At 45.9% G+C, this 24,467-nt stretch carries 21 protein-coding genes, 1 pseudogene and 1 riboswitch; of the genes and pseudogenes, 8 read left to right on the top strand and 14 right to left on the bottom strand.

The window, feature by feature from the left end:
- Positions 1–6 precede the first annotated feature (6 nt).
- A pseudogene (locus WFH18_RS02830) lies at positions 7–1,572 on the bottom strand (sensor histidine kinase).
- A gap of 22 nt (positions 1,573–1,594) precedes the next feature.
- Complete coding sequence (gene gacA / locus WFH18_RS02825; RefSeq protein WP_004281059.1) at positions 1,595–2,230, bottom strand: response regulator transcription factor GacA; 636 nt, start codon at positions 2,228–2,230, stop codon at positions 1,595–1,597.
- Between the two features lie 219 nt (positions 2,231–2,449).
- On the opposite strand from gacA, the gene WFH18_RS02820 reads away from it, so the two are divergent.
- Positions 2,450–3,511: a serine hydrolase gene (locus WFH18_RS02820; RefSeq protein WP_138743173.1), complete on the top strand. Its 1,062-nt coding sequence runs from the start codon at positions 2,450–2,452 to the stop codon at positions 3,509–3,511.
- Between the two features lie 56 nt (positions 3,512–3,567).
- On the opposite strand, the gene thrC is transcribed toward WFH18_RS02820, so the two are convergent.
- The 4 genes from thrC to xerD all read right to left on the bottom strand — a co-directional run bounded on the left by thrC (position 3,568) and on the right by xerD (position 8,025).
- Entirely contained in the window at positions 3,568–4,707 is a 1,140-nt protein-coding gene (gene thrC, locus WFH18_RS02815; protein WP_004281061.1) for a threonine synthase, read from the bottom strand.
- Between the two features lie 56 nt (positions 4,708–4,763).
- Positions 4,764–6,071: a homoserine dehydrogenase gene (locus tag WFH18_RS02810; protein WP_005263945.1), complete on the bottom strand. Its 1,308-nt coding sequence runs from the start codon at positions 6,069–6,071 to the stop codon at positions 4,764–4,766.
- A gap of 127 nt (positions 6,072–6,198) precedes the next feature.
- The gene (locus WFH18_RS02805) at positions 6,199–7,008 is read right to left on the bottom strand and encodes a DsbC family protein (RefSeq protein WP_155861580.1); all 810 of its coding nucleotides are present in this window, start codon (positions 7,006–7,008) and stop codon (positions 6,199–6,201) included.
- A gap of 99 nt (positions 7,009–7,107) precedes the next feature.
- A complete protein-coding gene (gene xerD / locus WFH18_RS02800) occupies positions 7,108–8,025 on the bottom strand; it encodes a site-specific tyrosine recombinase XerD (protein ID WP_155861579.1) in 918 nt (305 codons plus the stop codon).
- A gap of 174 nt (positions 8,026–8,199) precedes the next feature.
- Between xerD and WFH18_RS02795 the strand changes: the two genes are divergently transcribed.
- The 5 genes from WFH18_RS02795 to ftsW all read left to right on the top strand — a co-directional run bounded on the left by WFH18_RS02795 (position 8,200) and on the right by ftsW (position 13,350).
- Positions 8,200–8,460 carry a FeoA family protein gene (locus WFH18_RS02795; protein ID WP_005101473.1) on the top strand — a complete coding sequence of 87 codons (261 nt, stop codon included), beginning with the start codon at positions 8,200–8,202 and terminating at the stop codon, positions 8,458–8,460.
- Entirely contained in the window at positions 8,457–10,313 is a 1,857-nt protein-coding gene (gene feoB / locus WFH18_RS02790) for a ferrous iron transporter B (protein WP_155861578.1), read from the top strand. The genes WFH18_RS02795 and feoB overlap by 4 nt, the downstream gene beginning before the upstream one ends.
- Before the next feature lie 59 nt (positions 10,314–10,372).
- Entirely contained in the window at positions 10,373–10,624 is a 252-nt protein-coding gene (locus WFH18_RS02785) for a DUF6587 family protein (RefSeq protein ID WP_005265502.1), read from the top strand.
- A gap of 162 nt (positions 10,625–10,786) precedes the next feature.
- A complete protein-coding gene (gene murD / locus WFH18_RS02780) occupies positions 10,787–12,133 on the top strand; it encodes a UDP-N-acetylmuramoyl-L-alanine--D-glutamate ligase (RefSeq protein ID WP_005265503.1) in 1,347 nt (448 codons plus the stop codon).
- A 20-nt stretch (positions 12,134–12,153) separates the two neighbouring features.
- The gene (ftsW, locus tag WFH18_RS02775; protein ID WP_004281069.1) at positions 12,154–13,350 is read left to right on the top strand and encodes a putative lipid II flippase FtsW; all 1,197 of its coding nucleotides are present in this window, start codon (positions 12,154–12,156) and stop codon (positions 13,348–13,350) included.
- Here the strand turns inward: ftsW and WFH18_RS02770 are convergent.
- The 7 genes from WFH18_RS02770 to WFH18_RS02740 all read right to left on the bottom strand — a co-directional run bounded on the left by WFH18_RS02770 (position 13,339) and on the right by WFH18_RS02740 (position 20,094).
- Complete coding sequence (locus WFH18_RS02770; protein ID WP_005265504.1) at positions 13,339–13,599, bottom strand: zinc ribbon domain-containing protein; 261 nt, start codon at positions 13,597–13,599, stop codon at positions 13,339–13,341. The two genes, ftsW and WFH18_RS02770, sit on opposite strands and share 12 nt — an antisense overlap.
- Before the next feature lie 57 nt (positions 13,600–13,656).
- A complete protein-coding gene (gluQRS, locus tag WFH18_RS02765) occupies positions 13,657–14,577 on the bottom strand; it encodes a tRNA glutamyl-Q(34) synthetase GluQRS (RefSeq protein WP_004281071.1) in 921 nt (306 codons plus the stop codon).
- Between the two features lie 2 nt (positions 14,578–14,579).
- On the bottom strand, positions 14,580–15,107 hold the full coding sequence (gene dksA / locus WFH18_RS02760; RefSeq protein WP_004281072.1) for an RNA polymerase-binding protein DksA: 528 nt from the start codon (positions 15,105–15,107) through the stop codon (positions 14,580–14,582).
- A 210-nt stretch (positions 15,108–15,317) separates the two neighbouring features.
- Positions 15,318–16,130 carry a metallophosphoesterase gene (locus tag WFH18_RS02755; RefSeq protein WP_004281073.1) on the bottom strand — a complete coding sequence of 271 codons (813 nt, stop codon included), beginning with the start codon at positions 16,128–16,130 and terminating at the stop codon, positions 15,318–15,320.
- Complete coding sequence (locus WFH18_RS02750) at positions 16,127–16,762, bottom strand: NUDIX domain-containing protein (protein WP_004281075.1); 636 nt, start codon at positions 16,760–16,762, stop codon at positions 16,127–16,129. The genes WFH18_RS02755 and WFH18_RS02750 overlap by 4 nt, the downstream gene beginning before the upstream one ends.
- Before the next feature lie 76 nt (positions 16,763–16,838).
- Positions 16,839–18,734: a phosphomethylpyrimidine synthase ThiC gene (gene thiC / locus WFH18_RS02745; protein WP_004281076.1), complete on the bottom strand. Its 1,896-nt coding sequence runs from the start codon at positions 18,732–18,734 to the stop codon at positions 16,839–16,841.
- An 87-nt stretch (positions 18,735–18,821) separates the two neighbouring features.
- Positions 18,822–18,954: riboswitch (TPP riboswitch) on the bottom strand.
- 108 nt (positions 18,955–19,062) lie between these two features.
- Positions 19,063–20,094 carry a hypothetical protein gene (locus WFH18_RS02740; protein WP_004644924.1) on the bottom strand — a complete coding sequence of 344 codons (1,032 nt, stop codon included), beginning with the start codon at positions 20,092–20,094 and terminating at the stop codon, positions 19,063–19,065.
- A 292-nt stretch (positions 20,095–20,386) separates the two neighbouring features.
- On the opposite strand from WFH18_RS02740, the gene WFH18_RS02735 reads away from it, so the two are divergent.
- Together WFH18_RS02735 and phoU are read left to right on the top strand one after the other, a co-directional pair.
- The gene (locus WFH18_RS02735) at positions 20,387–21,748 is read left to right on the top strand and encodes a TolC family outer membrane protein (RefSeq protein WP_005265505.1); all 1,362 of its coding nucleotides are present in this window, start codon (positions 20,387–20,389) and stop codon (positions 21,746–21,748) included.
- Between the two features lie 91 nt (positions 21,749–21,839).
- On the top strand, positions 21,840–22,559 hold the full coding sequence (phoU, locus tag WFH18_RS02730) for a phosphate signaling complex protein PhoU (RefSeq protein ID WP_004281079.1): 720 nt from the start codon (positions 21,840–21,842) through the stop codon (positions 22,557–22,559).
- 62 nt (positions 22,560–22,621) lie between these two features.
- Here phoU and WFH18_RS02725 read toward each other — a convergent pair whose 3' ends face one another.
- Positions 22,622–24,424: an ABC transporter ATP-binding protein gene (locus WFH18_RS02725; protein ID WP_004281080.1), complete on the bottom strand. Its 1,803-nt coding sequence runs from the start codon at positions 24,422–24,424 to the stop codon at positions 22,622–22,624.
- Between the last annotated feature and the right edge of the window lie 43 nt (positions 24,425–24,467).

Here is a 24,467-nt window from a genome sequence, read left to right as displayed (position 1 = left end):
ACCCCTTTAAAGCGTAATACGTTGACAGCTGATGCGAAAGCATGCGCCCTGTTCTTGTTGTATATAGTTTAATTGTGCCTGATTTGCTTCGCAAAAACTATGTGATAAATACAATCCTAATCCGGTACCACTAATCGATGTGCTAAAAAAGGGTTTAAACAATAGAGCTTGGTCATGTACGGCTACGCCAGAGCCAAAATCCCGTACGTCAATCCAGACCCGATGTTCATAGGGATGCACATTCAGCTGAATATAAGCAGCATCGGCTGAATTGTGACGAATCGCATTACGAATCAGATTAATCAGGATTTGCCGGAACTGTGCTTCATCAAACTGAATCACCAAAGGGATATCAATATTAAATTGAATCTGATCGCGAATATCGGCCAAATCTTCCTGGATAAATAACGGGATAAATTCATTGAGATGAATCGGCACCGGATGGGTTTCTTTATTTTTGACCATATTTAGCGTGTCCTGAATAATTCGGTCAATCCGGATCGCCTGTCGGCCAATCATTTGCTGGAGTAGCTGTTGCTGTTCAGTTTCTGAATCCAGATATAAATCATTGGCCTGCACAATGGCCGCCAAGGGATTGCGAATTTCATGAGCAATACTGGCTGATAGCTGACCCAGAGCAGCAAGTTTGAGTTGCTGCACCTGCTGATTTAATTTTTTGGCATCCTGTAACACCAGTAGCATTAGAGTCTGATGCGGCACAATCAGCTTTTGTACCTGCACATGAATATTATAGCGACTTTGCTGGGATTCAAACTGAAAGCGCTCACCATTTTCCAGGGTTTCAAAATGGATCAGTTCAAATAAATCTGGCTGTGACTGAGATAAGGTGAATTTCTCATGACCGTATTTGGACTCAATTCCCAAAAGATTACAGGCAGCGGGATTACTGAGTACCACATGGTAGTTTTCATCCAGTACCAGATAACCGGTTTCAATCTGTTCCAGAATATAGCGGTTAATATTCTGTAAGCGATGCAGTTCCAGCGATTGAGAAAAATTCAAATTTTCCAGAATCTGAAAACGGCGCACGGCAATTTGTCCAGTGCCATAAACCACAAAAAACAAAAAGGCCAGCAGGGCGCTATTACTGATATTGCTGAGTGAAGAAAACGCAAAAATACTGCCGATAAAATGCTGATAAATAACACTAATGACTGCAATGAGGGTGACGACCAAGGCCTTTTTTGCATCTAATAATAAAGATGCAGAAAAGATAGTAATCACAAACAGCAGCCCAATTTGCAGATTAGGACCGTCGCTCGCCAAAGTCAGCAAACTTAAAACGCAGACATCGCTAAAGAAAATCATAATCAGCTGCGGCTAGATCAGTCGTCTGATCCATTTCAGCGCAAACAGCTGTACGGTATTGATCGCAACCCCGATTCCCAGTGCATAATAATACAGCTGCGGGTATTGATAATCGGTGGTGAGTTCGGGGTAGGTCAGCAGAAAAATCAGCAGTAGGCCGGTGCTGATCAGCAAGCGATAAGCGCTATACCAGATACCGAGATGATATTGATTGAGCGCAGAATAACTGGATTTTTGTGCCATATGCACCGGAACTCGTTAAAAGCTAAGGTTTAATGAGTCCATAGCGCATGGCCAGATGAGTCAGTTTAACATCGCTATCGATATTCAGTTTTTCAAAAATACGGTAACGATAAGTATTCACGGTTTTAACACTCACAAAGAGCTTGTCGGCAATTTCCTGGGCGCTGATACAATTCACGACCATCATCGCGACTTGCATTTCACGTTCTGACAATGCATCAAAAGGCGATTGTTGTGTATCAGAAAGGTAAGAGCTTGCTAACTGTTCCGCAATGTCTGCACTGAAATATTTGCCGCCTTGCATGACTTTGTTAATCGCACGGACCATTTCCGAAATCGGGGCCCCTTTGGTGATATAACCTTTGGCACCGGCTTTCAATAACAGGGATGGATAAGGCTCTTCTGCTAAACCGCTAACCGCCAAAACTTTGGTTTCCGGCGCACTCTGAAGTAGACGGCGCGTGGTTTCTACGCCACCAATGCCCGGCATATTCACATCTAACAAAACTACATCAGGATGATGTTGACGAACTAGAGAGATCGCTTCTTCACCAGATTCAGCTTGTCCAATTACCTGAACCTCCGCATGGTCTTCTAGCATTCTGCAAATTCCAGTACGAACTAATTCATGGTCGTCCACAACTAAAACTGTGATCACCTACGCTCTCCCTCTGTTAAAAAAATCATTTTTTTGTTACATAAAGCAAAATAAGCTTGCAATGAAAGTACAAAATTAGCAATCCTATTCGCAAGATTAAATCTGAAACTTATCACACAGTGTCAAGAACAAAAAATGTTCGGCATTGTGTTTAAATGTAAGGCATATTAGAGGTAATACGCAAATCAATCTTACCTCTGTTAGTTGAGTGAAGGAATAGTGAAGAAAATAAACAAGTCTTTAAGGCATCTACTCGGCCTGTCCGTGTTAATCAGCATGAGCACGACAAGTTTTGCTGAAATCATTATGAATTCTGGCACGGCAGAGGGCGGTTCCAGCATTAGTTGGTCTTCTGAAGAAGTTAACCAGTTAATGAGCGATGATTTTAATGCCTCTGCCAATGAGCCGTCGCCACCCGGTTCAGCCACAGTGACTACCACTTTGCGTCAGGCCGGCACAGCAGCGCCAACAACAGCCAAACCTGCTTATACTGCGCCACAGATTATTGATACGAATCATTTTAGTAATCAACCTTCTGTCAATGCACGGGCTGCACTGGTCATGGATGCACAAACCGGTGAAGTGCTGTTTAGCAAAAATACCAATACTGCCTATCCGATTGCATCGATTACTAAGCTGATGACAGCGGTGGTGATTTCTGATGCACGTCTGAATATGTCGGAAAAAATCACCCTGCAACAGGCTGATTTTTCCTGTTCAGGTTGTAAAAGCTCAAGCTCGACGCTAAGAGCAGGAGACAGCATGAACCGTGCTGAAGCTTTATTATTTGCTCTGATGAAGTCCGAGAACCCGGCTGCTGCCGCTTTGGCACGAACCTATCCGGGTGGTCGATCAGCATTTATTGCCAAAATGAATGCCAAAGCCAAAGAGCTGGGTATGAATTCTACCCACTTCATGGAGTCGACAGGTTTGCATCCGGGCAACGTGGCATCAGCTCGTGACTTAGGGATTTTGGTGAATACTGCCTCTCAATACGGCCTGATTCGTCAGTTCTCGACCACGCCAAGCTATGACTTTAACTTGGGTTATCGTGTATTGAAATCGAATAATACCAATGCCTTGGTACGTAATGGCGGCTGGAATATCAATATTTCTAAAACCGGTTTTATTAATGAAGCAGGGCGCTGTGTGGTGATGCACACGACTCTGAATAACCGTCCGGTGGCGGTGGTACTTTTAGGCGCAAACAGCTCACAGGCGCGTACCAATGATGCGACCCGTTTAATGAGTTGGGTCAGCCAGCAACCTAAACGAATCTAATTGATTGGTTCATAAAAAACCCTGCAAGTGCAGGGTTTTTTTAATTCTGGCCGAAATTACATATTCGACAGAATAGAGTCTTTAACTTGACTCATAGTTGCATCAATCGACAACATCACGGCATCAGCACATTGCTTGATAGCAGTGTCTGGATCTTTCAGACCGTTACCCGTTACGGTACATACGATCACTGAACCTTCAGCAATTTTACCCGCTTTAATATCACGGATCGCACCGCCGACAGACGCAGCAGACGCAGGCTCTACGAATACACCTTCATACATAGAAAGCAGACGTTGAGCTTCAAGAATTTCCGCATCAGTCAGTTCATCAAACCAGCCGTTTGAATCACGAACAACCGCTTTAGCATGATTGAAGCTTTGCGGATTGCCGATACGAATCGCAGTTGCAACAGTTTCCGGGTTTTCTACTGGACCGCCACGAAGGAACGGTGCAGCACCAGAGGCTTGGTAACCTGCCATGATTGGCAAACCTGCCGGTTTAGGACCAGTGAAAGCATCAGTTTCAGCATCGTAAACGACTTGCTCAAATTCTTCTTTCGACTGGTTAGCCACCGCTTCGGTATAACCCATCCAGTGCGCAGTGATGTTACCCGCGTTACCGACTGGCAGGCAGTGATAATCCGGTGCACGACCTAAAGCTTCAACGATTTCATAAGCAATGGTTTTTTGACCTTGCAGGCGGTATGGGTTGATTGAGTTTACAATCGTTACCGGTGCTTGATCGGCAACTTCTTTAACCAGACGCATACCGTCATCGAAGTTACCGCGAATTTGCATGGTGATCGCACCATACATCATCGCTTGAGCCATTTTACCCATGGCAATTTTGCCTTCAGGGATGAGCACGAATGCTTTGATGCCAGCACGCGCAGCATATGCCGCCGCCGCCGCAGAGGTGTTACCAGTAGATGCGCAGATGATGGCTTTAGAGCCTTCTTCAACGGCTTTGGTCACCGCCATAGTCATACCGCGGTCTTTAAATGAACCAGTCGGGTTTAAGCCCTCGTACTTCACATAAATTTCAACATCTTTACCAATAATGCGTGGAATATTCTCAAGCTTGATCAGTGGAGTATTACCTTCACCCAAAGAGATCGCACGAGTAGTTGCAGACACTGGTAAACGGTCGCGATAGCGGTCAACTAAACCAGTATAACGATTGGCATTCGACATGATGATGTTCCAATTGTGTGTAGAGCTTGGCAAGGGGAATCCTCCCCTCAACCCGATTAATTATCAAGCGATTCTAAACGAATTCGTACAATTTCGCCATGAATGACGGGTAATGCTTGAATTTGTGAAAGCGCTGCATCCATTTTTGATTCCTTGACTGGATCAGTCAGAATCACGATAGGAATAAGGTCTTTGGATAAACGCGGTTGCTGCATGATCGCATCAATACTAATGCCGGCACGGCTTAAAATCGTGGTGACATCGGCAAGCACGCCCATCTGATCTTCGGCATTAATACGGATGTAATAGCCGGTAGTCATTTGTTCACGACTCAAGATCGGTAAATCACTGAGCGCTTCGAAAGCCAGTTGTGGAATGGTGCCTGCACCGTCTTCTGTGTAAATGATGTCGCGGACAATATCGACGACATCGGCAACCACCGCAGAAGCTGTTGGTCCAGCACCCGCGCCAGCACCATAGTACAGTGTTGGGCCAACCGCATTGGCTTGTACCAGAACCGCATTTTTCACACCATTGACATTGGCAATTAGCTGGTCATCTGGAATCAGGGTCGGGTGTACACGGAGTTCAATCCCGGCATCAGTACGGCGTGCAATGCCCAGATGTTTAATCCGGAAACCGAGGTCTTCGGCATATTTCACATCTTGTGCCGTGACTTTGCCAATGCCTTCAGTAAAGACTTTGTCAAACTGAAGTGGAATACCAAAGGCACATGAGGCCAGAATCGTCAGCTTGTGTGCTGCGTCAATGCCTTCCACGTCAAAGGTCGGATCGGCTTCGGCATAACCCAGTTCTTGCGCTTCTTTCAGCACATCTTCAAAAGCGCGGCCTTTTTCACGCATTTCACTAAGAATGAAGTTACCTGTGCCGTTAATAATACCGGCCAGCCATTCAATCTTGTTGGCTGCCAAACCTTCACGGATCACTTTAATAATTGGAATGCCACCAGCCACTGCGGCTTCATAGGCAATTTGCACGGCATTGTCTTCAGCCGCTTTAAACAGTTCATTACCGTGTTCAGCCAAGAGTGCTTTGTTGGCGGTTACAATATGTTTGCCATGTTTCATGGCTTCCATGATGACTTCATAGGCAGGATGAATTCCGCCCATGACTTCAACCACCACGTCTACATCAGGTTGACGCACGATGTCCATCAAATCAGCACTTTGTTTGACCGATTCTGGCAGATCCAGATCAGGACGTGGACGACGGGTGCCTACATGGGTAATTTCAATTTCACGACCGGTGCGACGTTTGATCTCAGCAGCATTTTCTTTTAATAGTTTCAAGGCACCACCACCTACAGTACCAAGACCGAGGATTGCCAGACGAACTGGTTTCACGTCACACTCCAAATTAAACAGCTTTTTACAAGAACCTAGATCATAGCTAAAAAAACCGCCTGACTCTAGGGTCATTTTCAGAATATCTTTATCTATAAATTAAAGTTAAATAACGTATTAAAATGAGTTATTTAAGCCGATTCAATAATTCCGATGTAGACAGGTAACCACCCAGATAAGTACCTGCTGAATTATAAATGGCAGGGGTACCATTCACGCCCATCTTCAGACCCATTTGATATTGATTTTGAACAGGATTTTCACACTTCTCTGCACTAATCTGTGCGCCTGAAATCGCCTGGTCAAAGGCACTACGGCGGTCAGCACTGCACCAGATCGCTTCCATGGCCGGCATATGCTGTTCACCACGCGGCCAGGCGATATAACGCACTTCAATGCCTTTGGCATTCATCTCATCCATTTGCTCATGGAATTTATGGCAATACGGACAGCTGACATCGGTAAACACATAGACCACATGCTTGGCTTTGCCTTTGGCTGGATAGACCAGCAAGTCTGCTGGCTTGAGTTCAGCAAAGAGTTTATTGTTGATGCCTGCCTGCAGGTTTTCGCTGACATTGTGTAGCTGTTTGTCACCGAGACGGATCACATCGCCCTGAATCAGGTATTTACCGTCACTGGTGACATAGACCGCAGACATGCCTTCCAGACTCACCCAGTACAGGTTTGGCACTTCAGTGGCTTTAATGTCGGTAATTTTGGCACTGATGCCAGCAGTTTTGAAATGCTTTTCCAGCGTAGAAGCCAGACGCTGTTCTGCATTGCGTTCTGTCAGGGTAGAGGCTTCGCCCGTCGCCGGTGCGCTCGCAGTCAACTCTTGCTTTTTATCGTTGTTAGTGGAATTGGAACACGCAGTCAGACCCAAACCAGCAGCAAGTATGCAAGCCATAAAAATTTTTGAGCGGGCAAATGTCATAAAAAACCCTTTTCTTCTTGGATTAAAAACAGAGCATTAGCATAACAAAAAAAAATACCCACACGTCAAACTTCTCAGTTTATTCCATCCGGATATGTTTTAAGCTCGTGGATGATGGGTCGCGTGTAGCTGTTGCATCCGTACTTGTGCTACATGGGTATAAATTTGGGTGGTAGACAGATCACTATGCCCGAGCAGCATCTGTACCACGCGTAAGTCTGCGCCATGATTGAGTAAATGCGTCGCAAAGGCATGGCGCAAGGTATGCGGTGACAGTTCGGACTGGATTCCGGCCTGCAGCGCATAACGCTTAATGGCATACCAGAAATTCTGCCGGCTCATGATACCGCCATGCTGGGTCAAAAACAGATAATCGGTCGAAGTCCTATACAGTTGCGGACGGGCTTCATTCAGATATTTTCCCACCCATTCACAGGCCATTTTTCCCATCGGAACCAGGCGTTCTTTATTACCTTTACCCACAATACGTAAATAGCCCTGTTTTAAGTTGATCAGTTCCAGCCGCAAGTTAATCAGTTCGGTCACCCGGAGTCCGCAGGCATACAGCACTTCAAACATGGCGCGATCGCGCAGCCCTAATGCCGTGTTGATATCCGGAGCATGAATCAGGGCTTCGACATCAGCTTCGGAGAGATCTTTGGGTAAGGCCCGGCCCAGTTTCGGGGTTTTATGTGCAGCCACCGGATTGTCACTACGAAGTTTCTGCTCACGCAGAAATTTATAAAATGAGCGCAAGGCAGATAGGCAGCGGGCAATCGAACGTGGACTTTTTTGCTGTTTGGTCAGCGCAATCAGTACATCAGAAATATCATCATGACTCAATTCCGGCAGAGGCTTGCTCAGGCATTCTGCACATTGCACCAGATCGGACAAATAGGCATTTCGAGTATGCGGGCTGACCGTTTGTGCAATCAGATAATCACGAAAACCCTGCAAATAACTGAACGCATCAGGAATTTGGACAGGGGCAGGAATACGGGGTTTTTTATTCAGCATAGGGTGAAAGGATCTGATCTGAAAAAGCGATAATCGGGATTGGTATTCTCCACTGTAGTTTAATTTTATGACAGTGTCGATGTGGTATAAGGCTAAATCGAAATGTAATTAATCTTATTTGTTAATTATTCTCATTTGTTTGTATACTGTACAAAATAGTTTAGGAATTTCACGGTGCGTTTGTCTGATTTAAAAGCAAAACAAATTGCCATCATTCGAAAAGTGAGTCGAACAGCTGATGGTGAAAGTGCTCTACACGATGTCGTTGCGAGTCGTTTGGAAACTTTAGGCTTTGTACCAGGTACAAAGGTACAAGTCATTACTAAAGGTATTTTTGGTGGAGATCCCATTTTGATTCAAGTTGGATTCACACGTTTTGCTTTGCGTAAATCAGAAGCAGCCAAAATTGAAATCGAACAGGCGGTGTCGGCATGAGTGATACATTACGTATTGCCCTTGTCGGTAACCCTAACTGCGGTAAAACTTCATTATTCAACCACTTAACCGGAACACGCCAAAAAGTCGGTAACTATGCGGGTGTCACGGTTGAACGTAAAGTCGGTACGTTTCAGCTTGCCTCAGGCAAAGCGGTACGGGTACTGGATTTGCCGGGAACTTATAGTCTGGATGCGACCAGTCCGGATGAAGAGATTACCCGCAACGTCGTACAAGGTAAAATTGCGGAAGAGCAGGAGCAGGATGCATTTTTGTGTGTGGTAGATGCCACCAATCTGAAACTGCATTTGGGTCTGGTGCTGGAAATGATTCAGCTGGGTCGTCCGGTGCTGGTTGTGCTGAACATGATGGATGAAGCACGCCGTCGTGGCATGCAGATCAATACTCAGAAGCTGTCTGAGCGACTGGGCGTACCTGTGGTAGAAACGGTGGCTGTGCGCAATTCAGGGATTGAAAACCTGAAAAATGCGTTGGATCAAGGCAAGTATTCTGTACCACAGACTGAGCTCAGCGGCTTGAAAGGTGACAGTCACCAGCGCGTGGAAAACATTCTGAATGACGTGGTCAATTTCGTCGATCAGGAAGATAAACGTACCGATTTCCTCGACAAGATTTTTCTGCATCCGGTACTGGGCTTAATTAGTCTGGCCGTGATGATGTTCGTGATTTTCCAGGCGGTATTTGCCTGGGCTGCGCCGTTTATGGATGGGATTGAATCCTTCTTCGGCTGGTTGGGTGAGTTCCTCGGCGAATATATTTCTCATCCCTTGCTGAATAGTCTGGTGGTAGATGGGATTATTGCCGGTGCAGGCGGAGTAGTCGTATTCCTGCCACAAATTCTGATTTTGTTCTTCTTTATTCTGGTACTGGAAGAATCGGGTTATTTACCGCGTGCTGCTTTCCTATTAGATAAGCTGATGTTTAAAGCCGGTTTATCAGGACGTGCCTTTATTCCGTTATTGTCCAGCTTTGCCTGTGCCATTCCGGGCATCATGGCATCGCGGACCATCAGTGATCCACGAGATCGTTTAACCACGATTTTTGTTGCACCTTTAATGACCTGTTCGGCGCGTTTGCCAGTTTATGCCTTGCTAATTGCGGCATTTGTACCCGCACAAACTGTCTGGGGTTTCCTGAATCTGCAAGGTCTGGTGCTCTTCGGTCTTTATATGGCAGGTATCGTAAGTGCCTTGCTGGTGTCTTTTGTGTTGAAATTCTTCCACAAAGATAAATCACAGCACATGCTGTTGATGGAACTGCCAAGCTACCGTTTTCCGGACTTGAAGAACGTTTGGATCGGCTTATTGGATCGCGGCAAAATCTTCTTGAAACGTGTCGGCGGCATCATCTTCGCCTTATCGATTGTGCTGTGGTTCCTGTGTACGTTCCCGCAGCCACCAGAAGGCGCAACCCTGCCGGCCATTGATTATTCATTGGCAGGGATGCTCGGTCATCTGATGCAACCGATCTTTGCACCCCTCGGTTTTAACTGGCAGATCTGTATTGCCCTGATTCCGGCGATGGCAGCGCGTGAAGTGGTCGTTGCAGCACTGGGCACAGTCTATGCGATGTCGGCAGTTGATGAAGATGCGATGTCTGAAGGTCTAGCTGCGCTAATTAGCGGTGGAGGTGATCTGGGCTGGTCAGTTGCGACAGGTTTGTCTTTGCTGGTGTGGTTTATTTATGCACCACATTGTCTGGCGACTCTGGCAACGGTTAAACGTGAAACAGGTTCCTGGAAAACTGTCAGTATCATGACGGTTTACCTGTTTGGTCTGGCATATTTCATGTCATTCCTGACTTATCAAATTGCTTCATATTATTTGGGCTAAATCTTAGATTGGCCTTGGCCAATTGAGTTTGCTGCATTGTATATGTATGGGAGATTGAGATGATTGAAATTCTAATTGTGACAGCACTGGTGCTTTGGAGCATGCTGGTAGTATTCAAAAAGGTGTTTCCGAACACCTCTAACTCAGTCTTCCAGAAGCTGTCTGATGCCTGTGCAGCCAAGGGCTGGAAGCGTCTGGCCAAATGGCTGCAACCGGGTGTGGCGGCAGGCTGTGGTGGCAACTGTGCCTGTCCGGTTTCAGAAAAAAGTTCAGAAGAAAAGCCAGCCCAACAAGCGGTGAAATGGAAATAATTTCCTTTTCTGGCTGAATTTTAAAAACCGTCATGATCATGACGGTTTTTTTACGCATGGACACAAAAAAAATGTGCAGAAAAGCCAATCAGAAAAGGCATTCAAAACAGCAAAGTGCTACCATTTCGTCAGTTTCAAAATAGACCAAAATATGGGGCGAAAATGTTAATACAACGTGGTGGGTTAAAAGTCGTTGCAGGACTCGGAATATCAGGTGTTGCAGCAGTCAATTTCTTGCATAGTCAGGGCTACCGCGTTGCAGTAACAGATTCTAGAGCTAACCCGCCCGGACATGACCAGATACCCGCTGAGGTTCAGACCAGTTTTGGTCAGTTTGACGCCGAACTGTTACTTTCTGCAGAAGAAATCGTGATTAGCCCCGGGCTTGACCCTAAACTTCCTGAAATTCAGGCAGCGATTAACAAGGGCATTCCGGTAGTCAGTGAAATCCAGATTTTACGCCGTGCCACGGATAAGCCTATTGTGGCGATTACCGGTTCTAATGCCAAAAGCACCGTGACGACCTTGATTGGCCTGATGGCAGCGGATGCAGGTAAAAAAGTCGCTGTCGGTGGTAACTTAGGCCGTCCTGCGCTAGACCTGACTAAAGATGATCCTGAGCTGTATATACTCGAGCTGTCCAGTTTTCAGTTGGAAACTACTTCAAATCTGGCGGCTGAAGTCGCGGTGGTGTTGAACATGAGTGAAGATCATCTCGATCGTCATGGCGATATGATGGGTTATCACACGGCGAAACACCGGATTTTTCAAGGTGTGAAAAAAGTCGTCTATAACCGTGATGACTCTTTGACCCGTCCGTTGGTACCAGACGTAACACCGATGCAAAGTTTCGGACTGAATGCACCAGATATGAACCAGTACGGTATTCTCAAGGATACCGATGGCAGTATCTGGCTGGCGCGTGGTCGTGAGCGTCTGCTGAAAAGTACCGAGATGTATATGCAGGGCACGCATAATGTTGCCAATGCCTTGGCCTGTCTGGCGCTGGGTGAGGCGATAGGTCTGCCACTAGAAAGCATGCTGAATACTTTAAAGACGTTTAAAGGTCTGGAACATCGCTGTGAATTCGTTAAAGAAGTACAGGGCGTACGCTATTATAACGACTCCAAAGGTACCAATATCGGCGCAACCTTGGCGGCGCTAGATGGTCTGGGCATGGCCATTGAAGCTCAAGGTGGCAAGGTTGCGATTATTCTCGGTGGACAGGGCAAAGGGCAGGACTTTAAGGCTTTGCGTGAATCACTCGCTAAATATGCCAAAGTAGCGGTATTGATCGGTGAAGATCGTCCCGTCATTGAAGCAGCGATTGCGGGTACGACTGAACTGATTCATGCGGACAGCCTGCAGCAGGCGGTAGAAATCTGCCAAAAGCACACTCAGGCACATGATGTCGTGCTATTGTCTCCTGCATGCGCAAGTTTTGATATGTTCTCGGGTTATCCTGAGCGTGGTCGCAAGTTTGTTGCGTATGTGAATGAACTCAATTAAGAATAACAAGGATTCGTGATATGGCTGGGTTTGCTCAGACTACGATCAATAAATTAAATCAATTTTATACGCAGTGGATACCTAGAATACCTGCTGAAGTGAATCCACGGAATGTATTGATTTTCTGTGTGTTGGCTTTGCTCTGCATTGGTTCGATCATGGTGGCATCGGCCTCGATGCCCTATGCAGAACGTATGCATGAAAATCCGTTTCACTATATTAGCCGACATGGGATTTCGATTTTTGTCGCTGCCGTAGCAGCTTTTCTGGCTTATAAAATCCCCTTAAAAGTCTGGTTTAATAACACTTTCTTTTTGTGGATTATTACCATCGTACTTTTGGTGGCCGTGCTATTTGTCGGGACGGAAGTCAATGGTTCCAAACGCTGGATTCGGATCGCAGGCTTTACCTTACAGGCTTCGGAAGTCGCCAAAGTGATGATGGCAATTTTTACTGCAGACTACGTGGTGCGCCGTGCGGAAGAAGTACGGAATAATATCAAGGGTCTGGTCCGTTTAAGTGCCATCATGGGTGCTACCGTCGGTTTGATTATTCTCGAGCCTGACTTGGGTGCAACCGTGGTAATTACCTTAACCATGCTTGGCGTGTTCTTTCTGGCGGGTGCGCCGTGGATTCAGTTCGGTGTGGCTTTTATGACCTTGGTCGGCGCATTTGCTGCCGCGATTCTGTTGGAACCGTATCGTCTGCAACGTCTGCTGTCTTTTTCGAATCCTTGGGAAGATCCCTTAGGCACCGGTTATCAGCTCTCTAATGCCCTTATGGCCTTTGGCCGTGGGGAGTGGGCAGGGGTAGGCTTGGGGCATAGTATCCAGAAAATGTCTTATTTGCCTGAGGCGCATACCGATTTCATGCTGGCAATTTTGGGTGAAGAATTTGGCTTTTTAGGCATTTCAACCATCCTGATCTTGTCCTTCACCATGCTGGTTTGCTGTATCCGCATTGGACACCGCGCCTTGCAGCATCAATATTTGCGTGCCGGCTATCTGGCTTATGGCATCAGTATCATTTTCCTGTTACAGATTCTGGTGAATGCCGGTATGAATATGGGCATGTTGCCGACCAAGGGTTTGACCTTGCCATTTATTAGTTATGGCGGTTCATCCCTGATTATCTGTGCGGTCATGATCAGTCTGATTCTGAAAATTGATTCGACCACGCGTCAGGTCAATCCAAGCCGCGAAGAATCAAGCTTCTAGATTGGAGTTTCGTCCTGGCTCTGGCTGAGCATGGTCCAGTACCGTGCTCGGCATTGCGGTTCCACAATTGGAACAGGTCACAAAAGCAGATTTAGGCTTGGAAAGTGGAATCAAGGGTATAAAAAATAAAGAAAAATAATTACGCTGCTGTTTTAGCTCATAGCCCGAACGAGTACGGCAGACCGGACACAGAAACTGGCTTTTCTCAATGGTTTTGGTTTTAGGGGCGACGCCAAAAATAAAAAACATACTCTTCTTCCTATCAATTTTTCATTCTAGAAGTCTAGCTTAAGTGAAAAGCTGTTTTTATAAATAGTGACCTTGTAGCTCAGTTGTATGTGGAATCCGCTCAATGTCCCATTGTACTACCGCCTGTTGCAGCATCCGATCGGGAGTGTCCAAATCAACTTCAGCCTGATGCAAAGCCTGAAGTGCCTGTTTTAATAATTGCGGTGCCTGAGTTAAATCCAGTGCTTGGGCCAGATTCTGTTTTGACAGTTTTTGCCCCTGATCATTCATTGCCAGCGGTAGATGCATATAGCTCAGACGCGGATAACCGAGTAACTGTCCCAGATAGATTTGCCGTTCGGTATTATCTAAAAGATCAGCTCCACGTACCGCATGAGTCATACCTTGCAGATAGTCATCGACTACTACAGCCAGCTGGTAATTCATAATGCCGTCACGACGTTTTAAGACAAAATCGCCCAGATCTTTTTTCAGTTCTGAACAGTGCTGACCTTGCAGCCGGTCTTCAAAACAGATTTCAACATCTTCAACTTTTAAACGGATGGCCTGATGCTCAAAAGCCAGACCCAAGTTGCGGCAGGTATCCTGATAGATATGGTTGGAACCGAGCATTTTACGGGTACATTGACAGGCATAGACTAGGTCTTGCTGACGTAATTGCTGGATGACGTCTTCGTAAATATCTAAACGGTCTTTCTGGAAAATGATTTCGGCATCAGGTTCAAGCTGAAAGGCATCCATGGCACGCAGGATATGCTCTTCGCTGCCGGGATAAATGCGGGGAATATCGGTGTCTTCAATCCGGACCAGCCATGTGCCTTGATTGGCTTTGGCATCGCAGTAACTGGCAACTGCGGTAATGAGGGAGCCAAAATGCAAAGGGCCGGTTGGCGATGGCGCGAACCGGCCCACATAAGCCATCCTGTTGTCCCCCTCCTTTTTTAAAGGAGGGGTTAGGGGAGGATTATTTACAGACATACTTAACCGTTATTTTGCTTCTCTTTGATCTCTGCAAGGGTTTTGCAGTCAATACATAAAGTAGCCGTTGGACGTGCTTCTAAACGACGCAAGCCAATCTCGATACCACAAGTTTCACAGAAACCATAGTCATCATTCTGGATTGCTTCGATCGACTGTTCGATTTTACGAATCAGTTTACGTTCACGGTCACGGGTACGTAACTCAATCGCAAACTCTTCTTCCTGAGTCGCACGGTCATTCACATCTGGAAGAGCAGTATTTTCGTCTTGCATCGTATTGAGGGTACGATCCACTTCTGACATCAACTCAGCTTTCCAAGCCAGCAAGATTTGGCGGAAATGCTGAAGCTGACCTTCAGACATGTATTCTTCATTTTTTTTAGGTTGATAAGGTTCAATACCAAATAAGCTAGCAGTAGAACCACCGTCAGTCGTTTTAGGCTTAGATTTGCGTACGCGCTTTGCAGCTTTCTCTTCTACAACATCAGTTTGATTGTCTAAGACTTGATTTTGGTTGTCATTCGCCATTTAGGGCATTCCTCATCTATGCGTATGATTGCTACGCAAAAAATATGGTGATATGCAGTTTTTTATCCACCCTGTAGAAAGATTATCCTCCTATGGGGGCCGTCATCATATAGACTTTTTATGCTTATTGATAGTCTTTGATGTCTGGACTATGCATATCACATTTCCTTTGGTTGCAATAAAGTAATGCAAAAAAAACAAATTGAAAAGTTAATAACCTGAAATTTCGGTATTAATATTTTGCTGGCTCAATGCCACCCGTTCAATATAGGTATCAAACTCACCATTTTGTTGCAAATGTAATACACGATAACCTGGTGCCGCCTGATCTAGCGCGAAATCTTCACTTTTAGGTTTAAACTGCACACTGGTCGATGGCGTGGATAAAAAGTAGATGCCATGCCATTCGTTGCAGGAATCCTGATGCACATGACCAAACAGAACCAGCTTGATATTATGATGCCGAGCCAGTACATCTTTTAAATCTTCAGCATTTTTCAGCCGGTGCTGATCAATCCAGTACGATTTCATCGCAAAAGGATGATGATGGCAAGCGACAATGACATGCTGATGCTTAAATTCAAGCAATAATTGGTCCAATTGATCGAGTTGAGCTTGTTCCACCCAGCCATCGATCTTGCCTTGAACGGCACTATTTAACAGGATCATGGTCCAGGTGCCAAAATGAATGGCATGTACCTGATTCGCATGCTGGTGAAAAGGGAACACCCGAGAATCGTCATGGTTACCTGGAATCTGATAATACGGCACGTTTAAAGACTGGACAAATGCTAAATAGCGTTGATAAGTCTGCTCGACCGGCACCTGTGCCAGATCACCGGTATGAATCAGTGCATCCATTTGGGGAAAGCGCTGTTGGATCTGCTGCATCACCTCGTGAAAACTCTGCTCGGGATTCATCCGGGCAAATTCCAGCTCTTCCCGATCCATCAAATGGGTATCAGAAATCTGGATAATGGTCCAATCTGGCTGTGTGTTTATGCTTGACTGCTGAAAACTCATGTCTTTCCCCTTAGACATATTCCTGCAGTATGAATATGTTGTTGCAACCATTGCAAGGCCATAATGACAGGTGCATTTCTTAAGCGACCATTCGTGAGCAAGGACGGAATATCAGCATAATCCAGAATATGCAGCTGGATATTTTCACCTTCATCCGGCATGCCAAAAATACCGCCCTGTTCAGGCAATTCGGTCTGCGCCACATATAAATGAAATAATTCGGAACATGCCCCGGCGGACGGATAGAAGCTGAAAATGTGCTGCAGCTCATCCAGGGTACAGCCTGATTCTTCGAGTGCTTCGCGACGGATGCATGTTTCAGGCGCTTCATCGCCATCCAGAACGCCAGCAATTACTTCGAGTTGCCAAGGAGAGTCGATATCATCCAGTCCGCCAATCCGGAACTGTTCGATCAGGCCGAATTTCTGCTGTTGATGATTGTACATCAGCACACCCGCTGCTTCTGGCCGATGAATCAGCTCACGTTGCAAAATAGGGGTTGAGCTTTCCTGATTAAATAAACGGTGTTTCAGGCTGACTTTTTCTACCTGAATAAATCCCTGGTACAAGAACTCACGTGCCTCTACGCTAAAGTCTTTTTTATTATAAGAGGCCTGTTTAATAATATTCATATGCTCAGATAGAATGAATTGATTTATTTTCATCCTATCTGAGTTTTTTTTGAAGACAACTGTTTTTTTTACAGTTTTATAGTTTGTGGTATAAATTTTGACCAGAGTTGTGGAAGCTGGCTTTCATCTGATTCATGCCGGCTTCAATTTCGGCCTGAGAGCTTGCCGGCTGATCAGGATTGGCCTGTTGACTGGCATAATCACGAACATTCTGGCTAATCTTCATTGAACAGAACTTTGGTCCGCACATGGAACAAAAGTGCGCGGATTTATGCGCGGCTTTCGGCATGGTTTCATCATGCATGCTGCGCGCCGTGTCCGGATCCAGACTCAAGTTAAACTGGTCTTCCCAGCGGAACTCAAAACGCGCCTTGGACAGGGCATTATCCCGGGCTTGCGCACCCGGATGACCTTTGGCCAGATCGGCTGCATGTGCGGCAATCTTGTAGGTAATAATGCCGTCTTTGACATCCTTTTTATTGGGTAAACCGAGATGCTCTTTAGGCGTCACATAACACAGCATTGCGGTGCCGTACCAGCCAATCATCGCGGCTCCTATTGCCGAAGTAATATGGTCATAACCCGGTGCGATATCGGTGGTGAGTGGCCCCAAGGTATAAAAGGGTGCTTCTTTACAGACTTCCAGTTGCAGATCCATATTTTCCTTGATCATATGCATCGGGACATGGCCCGGGCCTTCAATCATCACCTGAACATCATGCTCCCAGGCACGGTGGGTCAGTTCGCCCAAAGTTCGAAGTTCGGCAAATTGCGCTTCGTCATTGGCATCCTGCACACAGCCCGGACGTAGGCCATCGCCGAGACTAAACGATACGTCATAAGCTTTCATGATCTCGCAGATTTCATCGAAATGGGTATACAAGAAGTTTTCCTGATGATGTGCCAGACACCACTGCGCCATGATCGAACCGCCACGCGATACGATACCGGTCAAACGGTTGGCAGTCAGCGGTACATATCTTAAAAGCACGCCGGCATGAATGGTGAAATAGTCCACACCTTGTTCAGCCTGTTCAATCAGGGTGTCTTTAAAGATCTCCCAGGTCAGGTCTTCGGCCACACCATTGACTTTTTCCAGTGCCTGATAGATCGGTACGGTTCCAATTGGTACAGGAGAGTTGCGGATAATCCATTCACGGGTTTCATGAATATTCTGGCCGGTCGAGAGGTCCATGATTGTGTCTGCACCCCAGCGCGTCGCCCAGGTCATTTTCGAGACTTCTTCTTCGATACTTGAACCGAGTGCAGAATTACCAATATTGGCATTGATTTTGACCAAAAAATTACGCCCGATGATCATCGGTTCCAGTTCCGGATGATTGATATTGGCCGGAATAATCGCGCGGCCGGCGGCGACTTCCTGACGCACAAATTCTGGCGTAATTTCAGTCAGGTTTTTTGCACCAAAATTCTGGCCCGGATGCTGGCGCATATCGACACCATCGAGTTGACGTAGGTTTTCACGAATGGCAATGTATTCCATTTCCGGTGTGATAATGCCTTGCTTGGCATAATGCATCTGGGTGATGTTGCGGCCGCATTTGGCTTTGCGTGGTTTTTGAATATGCGCGAAACGGATCGCAGCGGTACGGATATCGCGTAAACGCTGGCGGCCAAATTCAGAACTGAGCTGATCCAGAATTTCACTATCGTTGCGCTGCTCAATCCAGCTTTCACGAATATTCGGCAGACCTTTGTTCAGGTCAATCGTCACATCGGGGTCAGTATAAACACCAGACGTGTCATAGACCATTAATGGCGGATTATGTTCACCGCCCAGACTGGTCGGGGTTTCACTTAAGGAAATCTCCCGCATCGGTACCTGAATATCAGGACGGGAGCCTTGCAGATAGACTTTACGTGAGGCAGGCAGAATTCGCGTTAAATCGCGTGCTTCCTGTTCATGAGCGGAGAGAGTGGTTTCAGAAGAAAGATTCGTTAACTGGTTCATGGCTATGATCCTTATGATGACATCAACGAATCAAGCACGACCAAAAACGTAGGCAGATTTATCCTGAACAGATAAAGCAAGGGCTGGGTTTTTAGCTGGCTTGATTCCTACGCAGGTATTAACCTGATCAGGTTCAACGGTACTCATGCTCAATTCCTGATAACGATAAAAGGAATCACATGATCTCAGCGAGGCATTACTCGCGCTCCGTCAAGCGAGGCTAAAGCTTAGCTCAGTTTAGGCAGAATAAACAGGTCTAAATCGCTCAACTTTAAACGAGGATTGATTTAGACATGGCGATATTGATTGAAGGTGAAACTGATCCCAACTAGATACAGATGGCATCGGTAAAGCAGTCTTTATCATATTTTTGTGAGGGCGGGCTGATCTGGGCATAGTACAGAATCTGTTCTGCTTCCGAGCGGTTTCTATAATCGGCAGGCAAGACTTGTTGGCGCTGTTCCGGAGTCATGTCCAGAAATTCCAGAAACAGGCGTGCCTGTGTGGACAGCGTTGATTTCTGGCCGTTTGATAGTCCAATAATAGTTTCCAGATGACTGGTATCCACAGCATAACGATCGCGATAATCTTCCGACACCGGGGATTGCTCGGTACCTCTAAACAGGAAATAGGTATATTGCTTCAGCAGATATTCAGCATCGCGTTTATAACTGCTATTCGGATAAGTCTTGAGATAGTCTTCCCAAAGCAGACTGCGGGCTGCAATATCAGTGGCTTCAATCTGCAGGCGTTTTTCCACCAGCACCGGTTCCATATTCTGTTCCGCCAGATTTTCAATAAAGGCTTTTTCAGCGGCCGGTAAATAAGGGGCAAAAATACGCGCCAGATATTCCGGACTGCGGCGATAATGTAAAGTGCCATCCCCCAGATCCAGCAGTTCTACATAAGCCTGCCCCTTGTGTTTTAACAGATACTGGTCACGTGAGGTGAGCTGTTGAAAATGCGCATGCTGAATGGTGGGATGCTGCGCCATTTCCAGTGCATACTGCTCAAAGGCGCGTTGCTGAAATTCGGTGCGATCCACCTTTAAAAAGCGCTGATACATTTCGGTAGAGCGCTGCATCAGTTGCTTCTGCTCCGCCAAGTCCATCAACGGCAGGCACACTTTAAGATCCTGATTAATCTGCTCCAGCGCAAACGTCGTGCGCTGGTCATTAATCTGGGACATATTTTTTTCAATATTCTGGCACATGAGGCTAAAGTCACTGACTGGACTTTGCGTTTGCTTCGCCTCAGTCTGTTCGACCTGGATCTGTGGATCTGAGGGCTGTTGGCAGCCCCCAAGAAGCAGCACGCTACCAGCAAGCACACAGGCTTTGAATATCGACGGGAATGGCATTAACACTATGCTTCAGGACTCTGTATATATAGGTGAATTCAGAAAATAACGGCCTTACTGGGAGATATTGTATAGATCAAACTAAAATACTATGTTTAGTATTGTGAATTGCTTTGTTACATTGCCGGTATGGGAGCCAGAAAATTGAATTAATGATGGATAAAAATTGATCTTTATATTAAAAAATTAATAAAAATCATACGTAAAAATTCAAGAGATCTCTTTAGTATGGCTTAGCTTAAAGCGCCAGAATTTTTTGATCTGAATGGCTGTTAGGGGTTAACACTATAAAATGAAATTAAAACGCAGTGTCATGGCCTGTTTATTGCTATTAATTAGTCCGGCGATTTTTGCCCTGGATTTACAAGAAGCGTATGCACGCGCCCAGCAAAATGATCCAAATTGGCAGGCGAATGTGTTGCAGTACCAATCTGATCAGCTCAATCTGGGGATTGCCAGCGGAAATTTGCTGCCGACCGTGACTTTATCTGGAAATGTGACCCGTAAAAACCAGTCCGTCAACAACTCAGAGTCTGAAGGTTTGCCTGCTGAATTTGGTGAGTTGCAAAGTTCCAGTACAACCAGCCGTCAGGTGGCCTTAACCGCACGCCAACCTTTATTTCGCTGGGATGCCTGGCAAGGTTATAAGCAGGTCAAGACCTCGGTCGAACTCAGTGAAGTCAATCTGCGTCTGCAAAAACAGCAGCATATTTTACAGGTGGCCGAAGCCTATTTTAATGTCTTGCGGCAGCAGTCTTTGACTACGGCTTATTTACAGGAAGAGCAGGCGCTGTCTGAACAGTTACGCATGATGAATGCTAAGCTGAAAGAAGGTTTGGTGGCGCGTAGTGAGGTCAGTGAAGCCAATGCCCAGTATCAAAGTGCCCAAGCCAACCGGATTTCGACTCAAGTTCAGCTGGTACTGGCCCAAGAACAGCTGGCACAGTTAATCGGCCCTTATCAGGAAAATCTGGCGGTATTACGCAACGATTTCCAGTTCCAGAAACCGGTTCCAAGTGATATGCAGTCCTGGACCGAATTAGCACAAAGCCAAAATCTGAATATTCTGCAAGCGCGTCTGCAAAAGCGCTATTCTGAAGATGCCAAACGGGTCGAACAGGCTGCGCTCTATCCGCAGGTCGAAGTGGTCGGAACCTATGGCTATTTAAAGCAAAGTCCGGCTACGATCATGTCCAGCAATGGAGATTTCGACCAGATTGGGGTGGAGGTGAACTGGAATGTATTTAGCGGTGGACGCACGCAAAAAAGTATCCGTCAGGCCGGCGTTAATGTGCAAAAAAGTGAAGCGCAACTGGATGCGGCTATCCGTAAAGCCAATACCGATGTGAAACAGTCCTTTATGCAGGTAGAAACCGATCAGGCCAAACTGAATGCACGTAAAGCCGCGATGGACTCTTCGGAAATTGTCTCACAAGCGTCCAGAGCCCAATATCAGGAAGGCTTAAAAACCATGGTCGATGTGTTGCTGGCACAGCGTAATGCCTTTTCTGCCAAGACCGATTATTTGAATGCCAAATATGATTATCTGTTGCATGCGCTGCAATTGCAGGCCTCGGTCGGGCAGTTAACCGAAAAGGAACTGGCAGAGCTGAATGCCTGGCTGATTGAATATGATTCGCCTCAGCCTCTATGAGGCTACTATTGTCATCAAACTTTCATCATGGATATGCTTTAATATGATTTATTATTGATCATTGTCCTCTATCGTTCAGGAGTAGCTTTCCTTGTGTCCAAATAATCCTGTATTAAGTCATCACATTTCTTCGCAATTTAATGAAGAACTGCAGGACGTAAATACCAAATTCATGACGATGGGCGGACTGGTAGAACAGCAGGTAGCTAATGCCATTCATGCCCTATTGGACACAGATGTCTCAATGGCAGTAGATGTGCAGTTTCAAGATAATGTCGTCAATCAGATGGAACGAGATATTGATGAAGCGCTGACCCTGATTCTGGCGCGCCGTCATCCTGCCGCGATTGATTTACGTATGGTGCTTGCCATGTCCAAGGCCAATACCGATCTGGAACGGATTGGCGATGAAGCCTCGAAAATAGGCCGAATTGCACAAAGCTTGTGTGAAGAGGGTAGCTCACCACGCGGTTATATGGAAACCCGGCATATTGGCAACCAGGTGCGGGTGATGATTCATGATGCACTGGATGCTTTTGCGCGTCTGGATGTAGATCAAGCTTTGAAGGTCATGTTGGCGGATGCGGATATTGACCGTGAATATCAGTCAGCCACACGTACGCTTATGACTTATATGATTGAAGACCCACGGCATATCAGTCGTGTCATCAATGTATTGTGGGTGCTGCGTTCACTCGAAAGAATTGGCGATCATGCCCGGAATATTTCGGAACAGGTGATCTATATGGTCAAAGGTTTTGATGTGCGTCATACCAGTGTTGAAGAAATTGAACAGAAAGTTCAGCGTTAAATCTTAAAAAATTAAAATAAAAAAACCTCCGTACCGGAGGTTTCTTTATTGAGATAGAGAAGCTAACTATGAGTTTCTTCCTCGGCATCATCTTCAAAAGTTTTGGCAATTTTTTCAATATTCAGGCTTTTGGCCATCGCATCAAAGATTTCCTTATACACGCCTTGCTGATGATAAAGCTGGTCGTGCTCGCCATGCTCAGCAATCGTTCCTTCTTTCATCACGTAAGTATAATCCGCATCAATAATCTGCGACAGGCTATGCGAAATGATGATCACGGTACGGCCTTGCTTGATCTGGTCCAGACTGTGTTTAATCTGTTCCGTGGCAATTGCATCTAGACTCGCCGTCGGTTCATCTAGAAAAATAATCGGTGGATTTTTCAGGAACATCCGTGCCAAGGCAATCCGTTGCTGCTGGCCGCCAGACAGCATCAAGGCATCGTTATCATAACCATCCGGTAACTGTAAAATCTGCTCATGAATCGAGGCTTTTTCTGCTGCCTCAATTACATCCTCCATTGAGGCAGTAGTTTTACCATAACGGATATTGTCAAAGATGGTGCCCTGAAAAATATGATTTTTTTGTAAGACCAGACCAATATGATCGCGTAGATATTGGGTGTCATAATCTTTCAGGTCAATGCCATCCAGTTTGATCTGACCTTGCTGTGGTTCATAAAATTTATCCAGCAAACTGATGAGGGTAGATTTTCCGGCACCCGATAAGCCCACCAAGGCGGTAATTTTATTGGGGCGAATTTCCATATCAATATCTTTCAGGGCATGGTGGCCGTTTGGATAATAAAAATTCACGCCACTCAGTTCAAATTTGCCTTGGACAATCGGTTTCTGCTGACCGCTTTGTTCAATTTCATCATCGGCCTCCAGAATTTTGAAAAAGCTTTCTGAATAGATCATGGCATCATTCACTTCATCATAAATCCGGTGCAGGGATCGAATTGGGGCAGAGACATTATTAAATAGCAGCACATGAAACATGATCATACCGATACTCATCTGGCCATCCAGCACAAAGTAGGAGGTTAAAATAATGATCAGTACAATCCCGATCTGTTCCAGAAAAGTTTTCAGGCCATCAAACAGGAAACTGGTCTGGCGGGTTTTCATCTGATTGTCGGTCAGTTCACGCTGTAAACCGAGCTGCTTTTCCGATTCAATCGATTCGCGGTTAAAAGACTTAATCACGGTAATCGAGTTGATGATACTGAGAATGCCCTGACTTTTTCTCTCCCGACCATCGCGAAGACTGCGGCGCCAGCCCCCGAGTTTTTGTGCCTGCTTATAGGTCAGCCAGAAATAGATAGGAACAATAGCAGTCGCGACCAGACCGACATACACATTGGCATAGTACATTAGCCCCAAAGCCACAATGGCACTGGTAAATAACGGTAAAATATCAATAAAGAAAATTTGCACCAGACGGGTCAGTGAGCCAATGCCACGGTCAATCCGGGTCTGTAATTTACCGGCCTGGTTATTTTCCTGATTAAAAAATTCCAGCCGATATTTTAAAAATTTTTCAATAATCCCTTGGGCCAGATCCTGAGAGACAAAAATCCGCAGTTTCTCTCCATAGAACTTCTGCCCGAACTGGACAAAGGCATTGATAATTTCTTTGCCGAGCAAAATCGCCGAAATCGTGATCAGAATATGCCAGCCTTGTTCCAGTCCTTGACCGGTTTCGAGTAGCGAATTGATGCTGTCGACCGCATATTGCAAGGTAATGGCATTGACCTGTGCGGTGAATGAGCCAATCAGGGTCAGAATCAGCGTGGCAATCACCAGCAACCGGTAAGGCTGAACAAAGGGACGAAGTTTCTGAAACAGCTGCCATAAGTTCATAAAAGGATTATTTTTATTGTGAAAGTTGAATTCAGTCTAGGCA

The sequence above is a fragment of the Acinetobacter sp. USHLN143 genome, from assembly GCF_037145695.1.
Classification (GTDB): domain Bacteria; phylum Pseudomonadota; class Gammaproteobacteria; order Pseudomonadales; family Moraxellaceae; genus Acinetobacter; species Acinetobacter fasciculus.
This window is presented reverse-complemented; position numbering and strand designations above follow the sequence as displayed.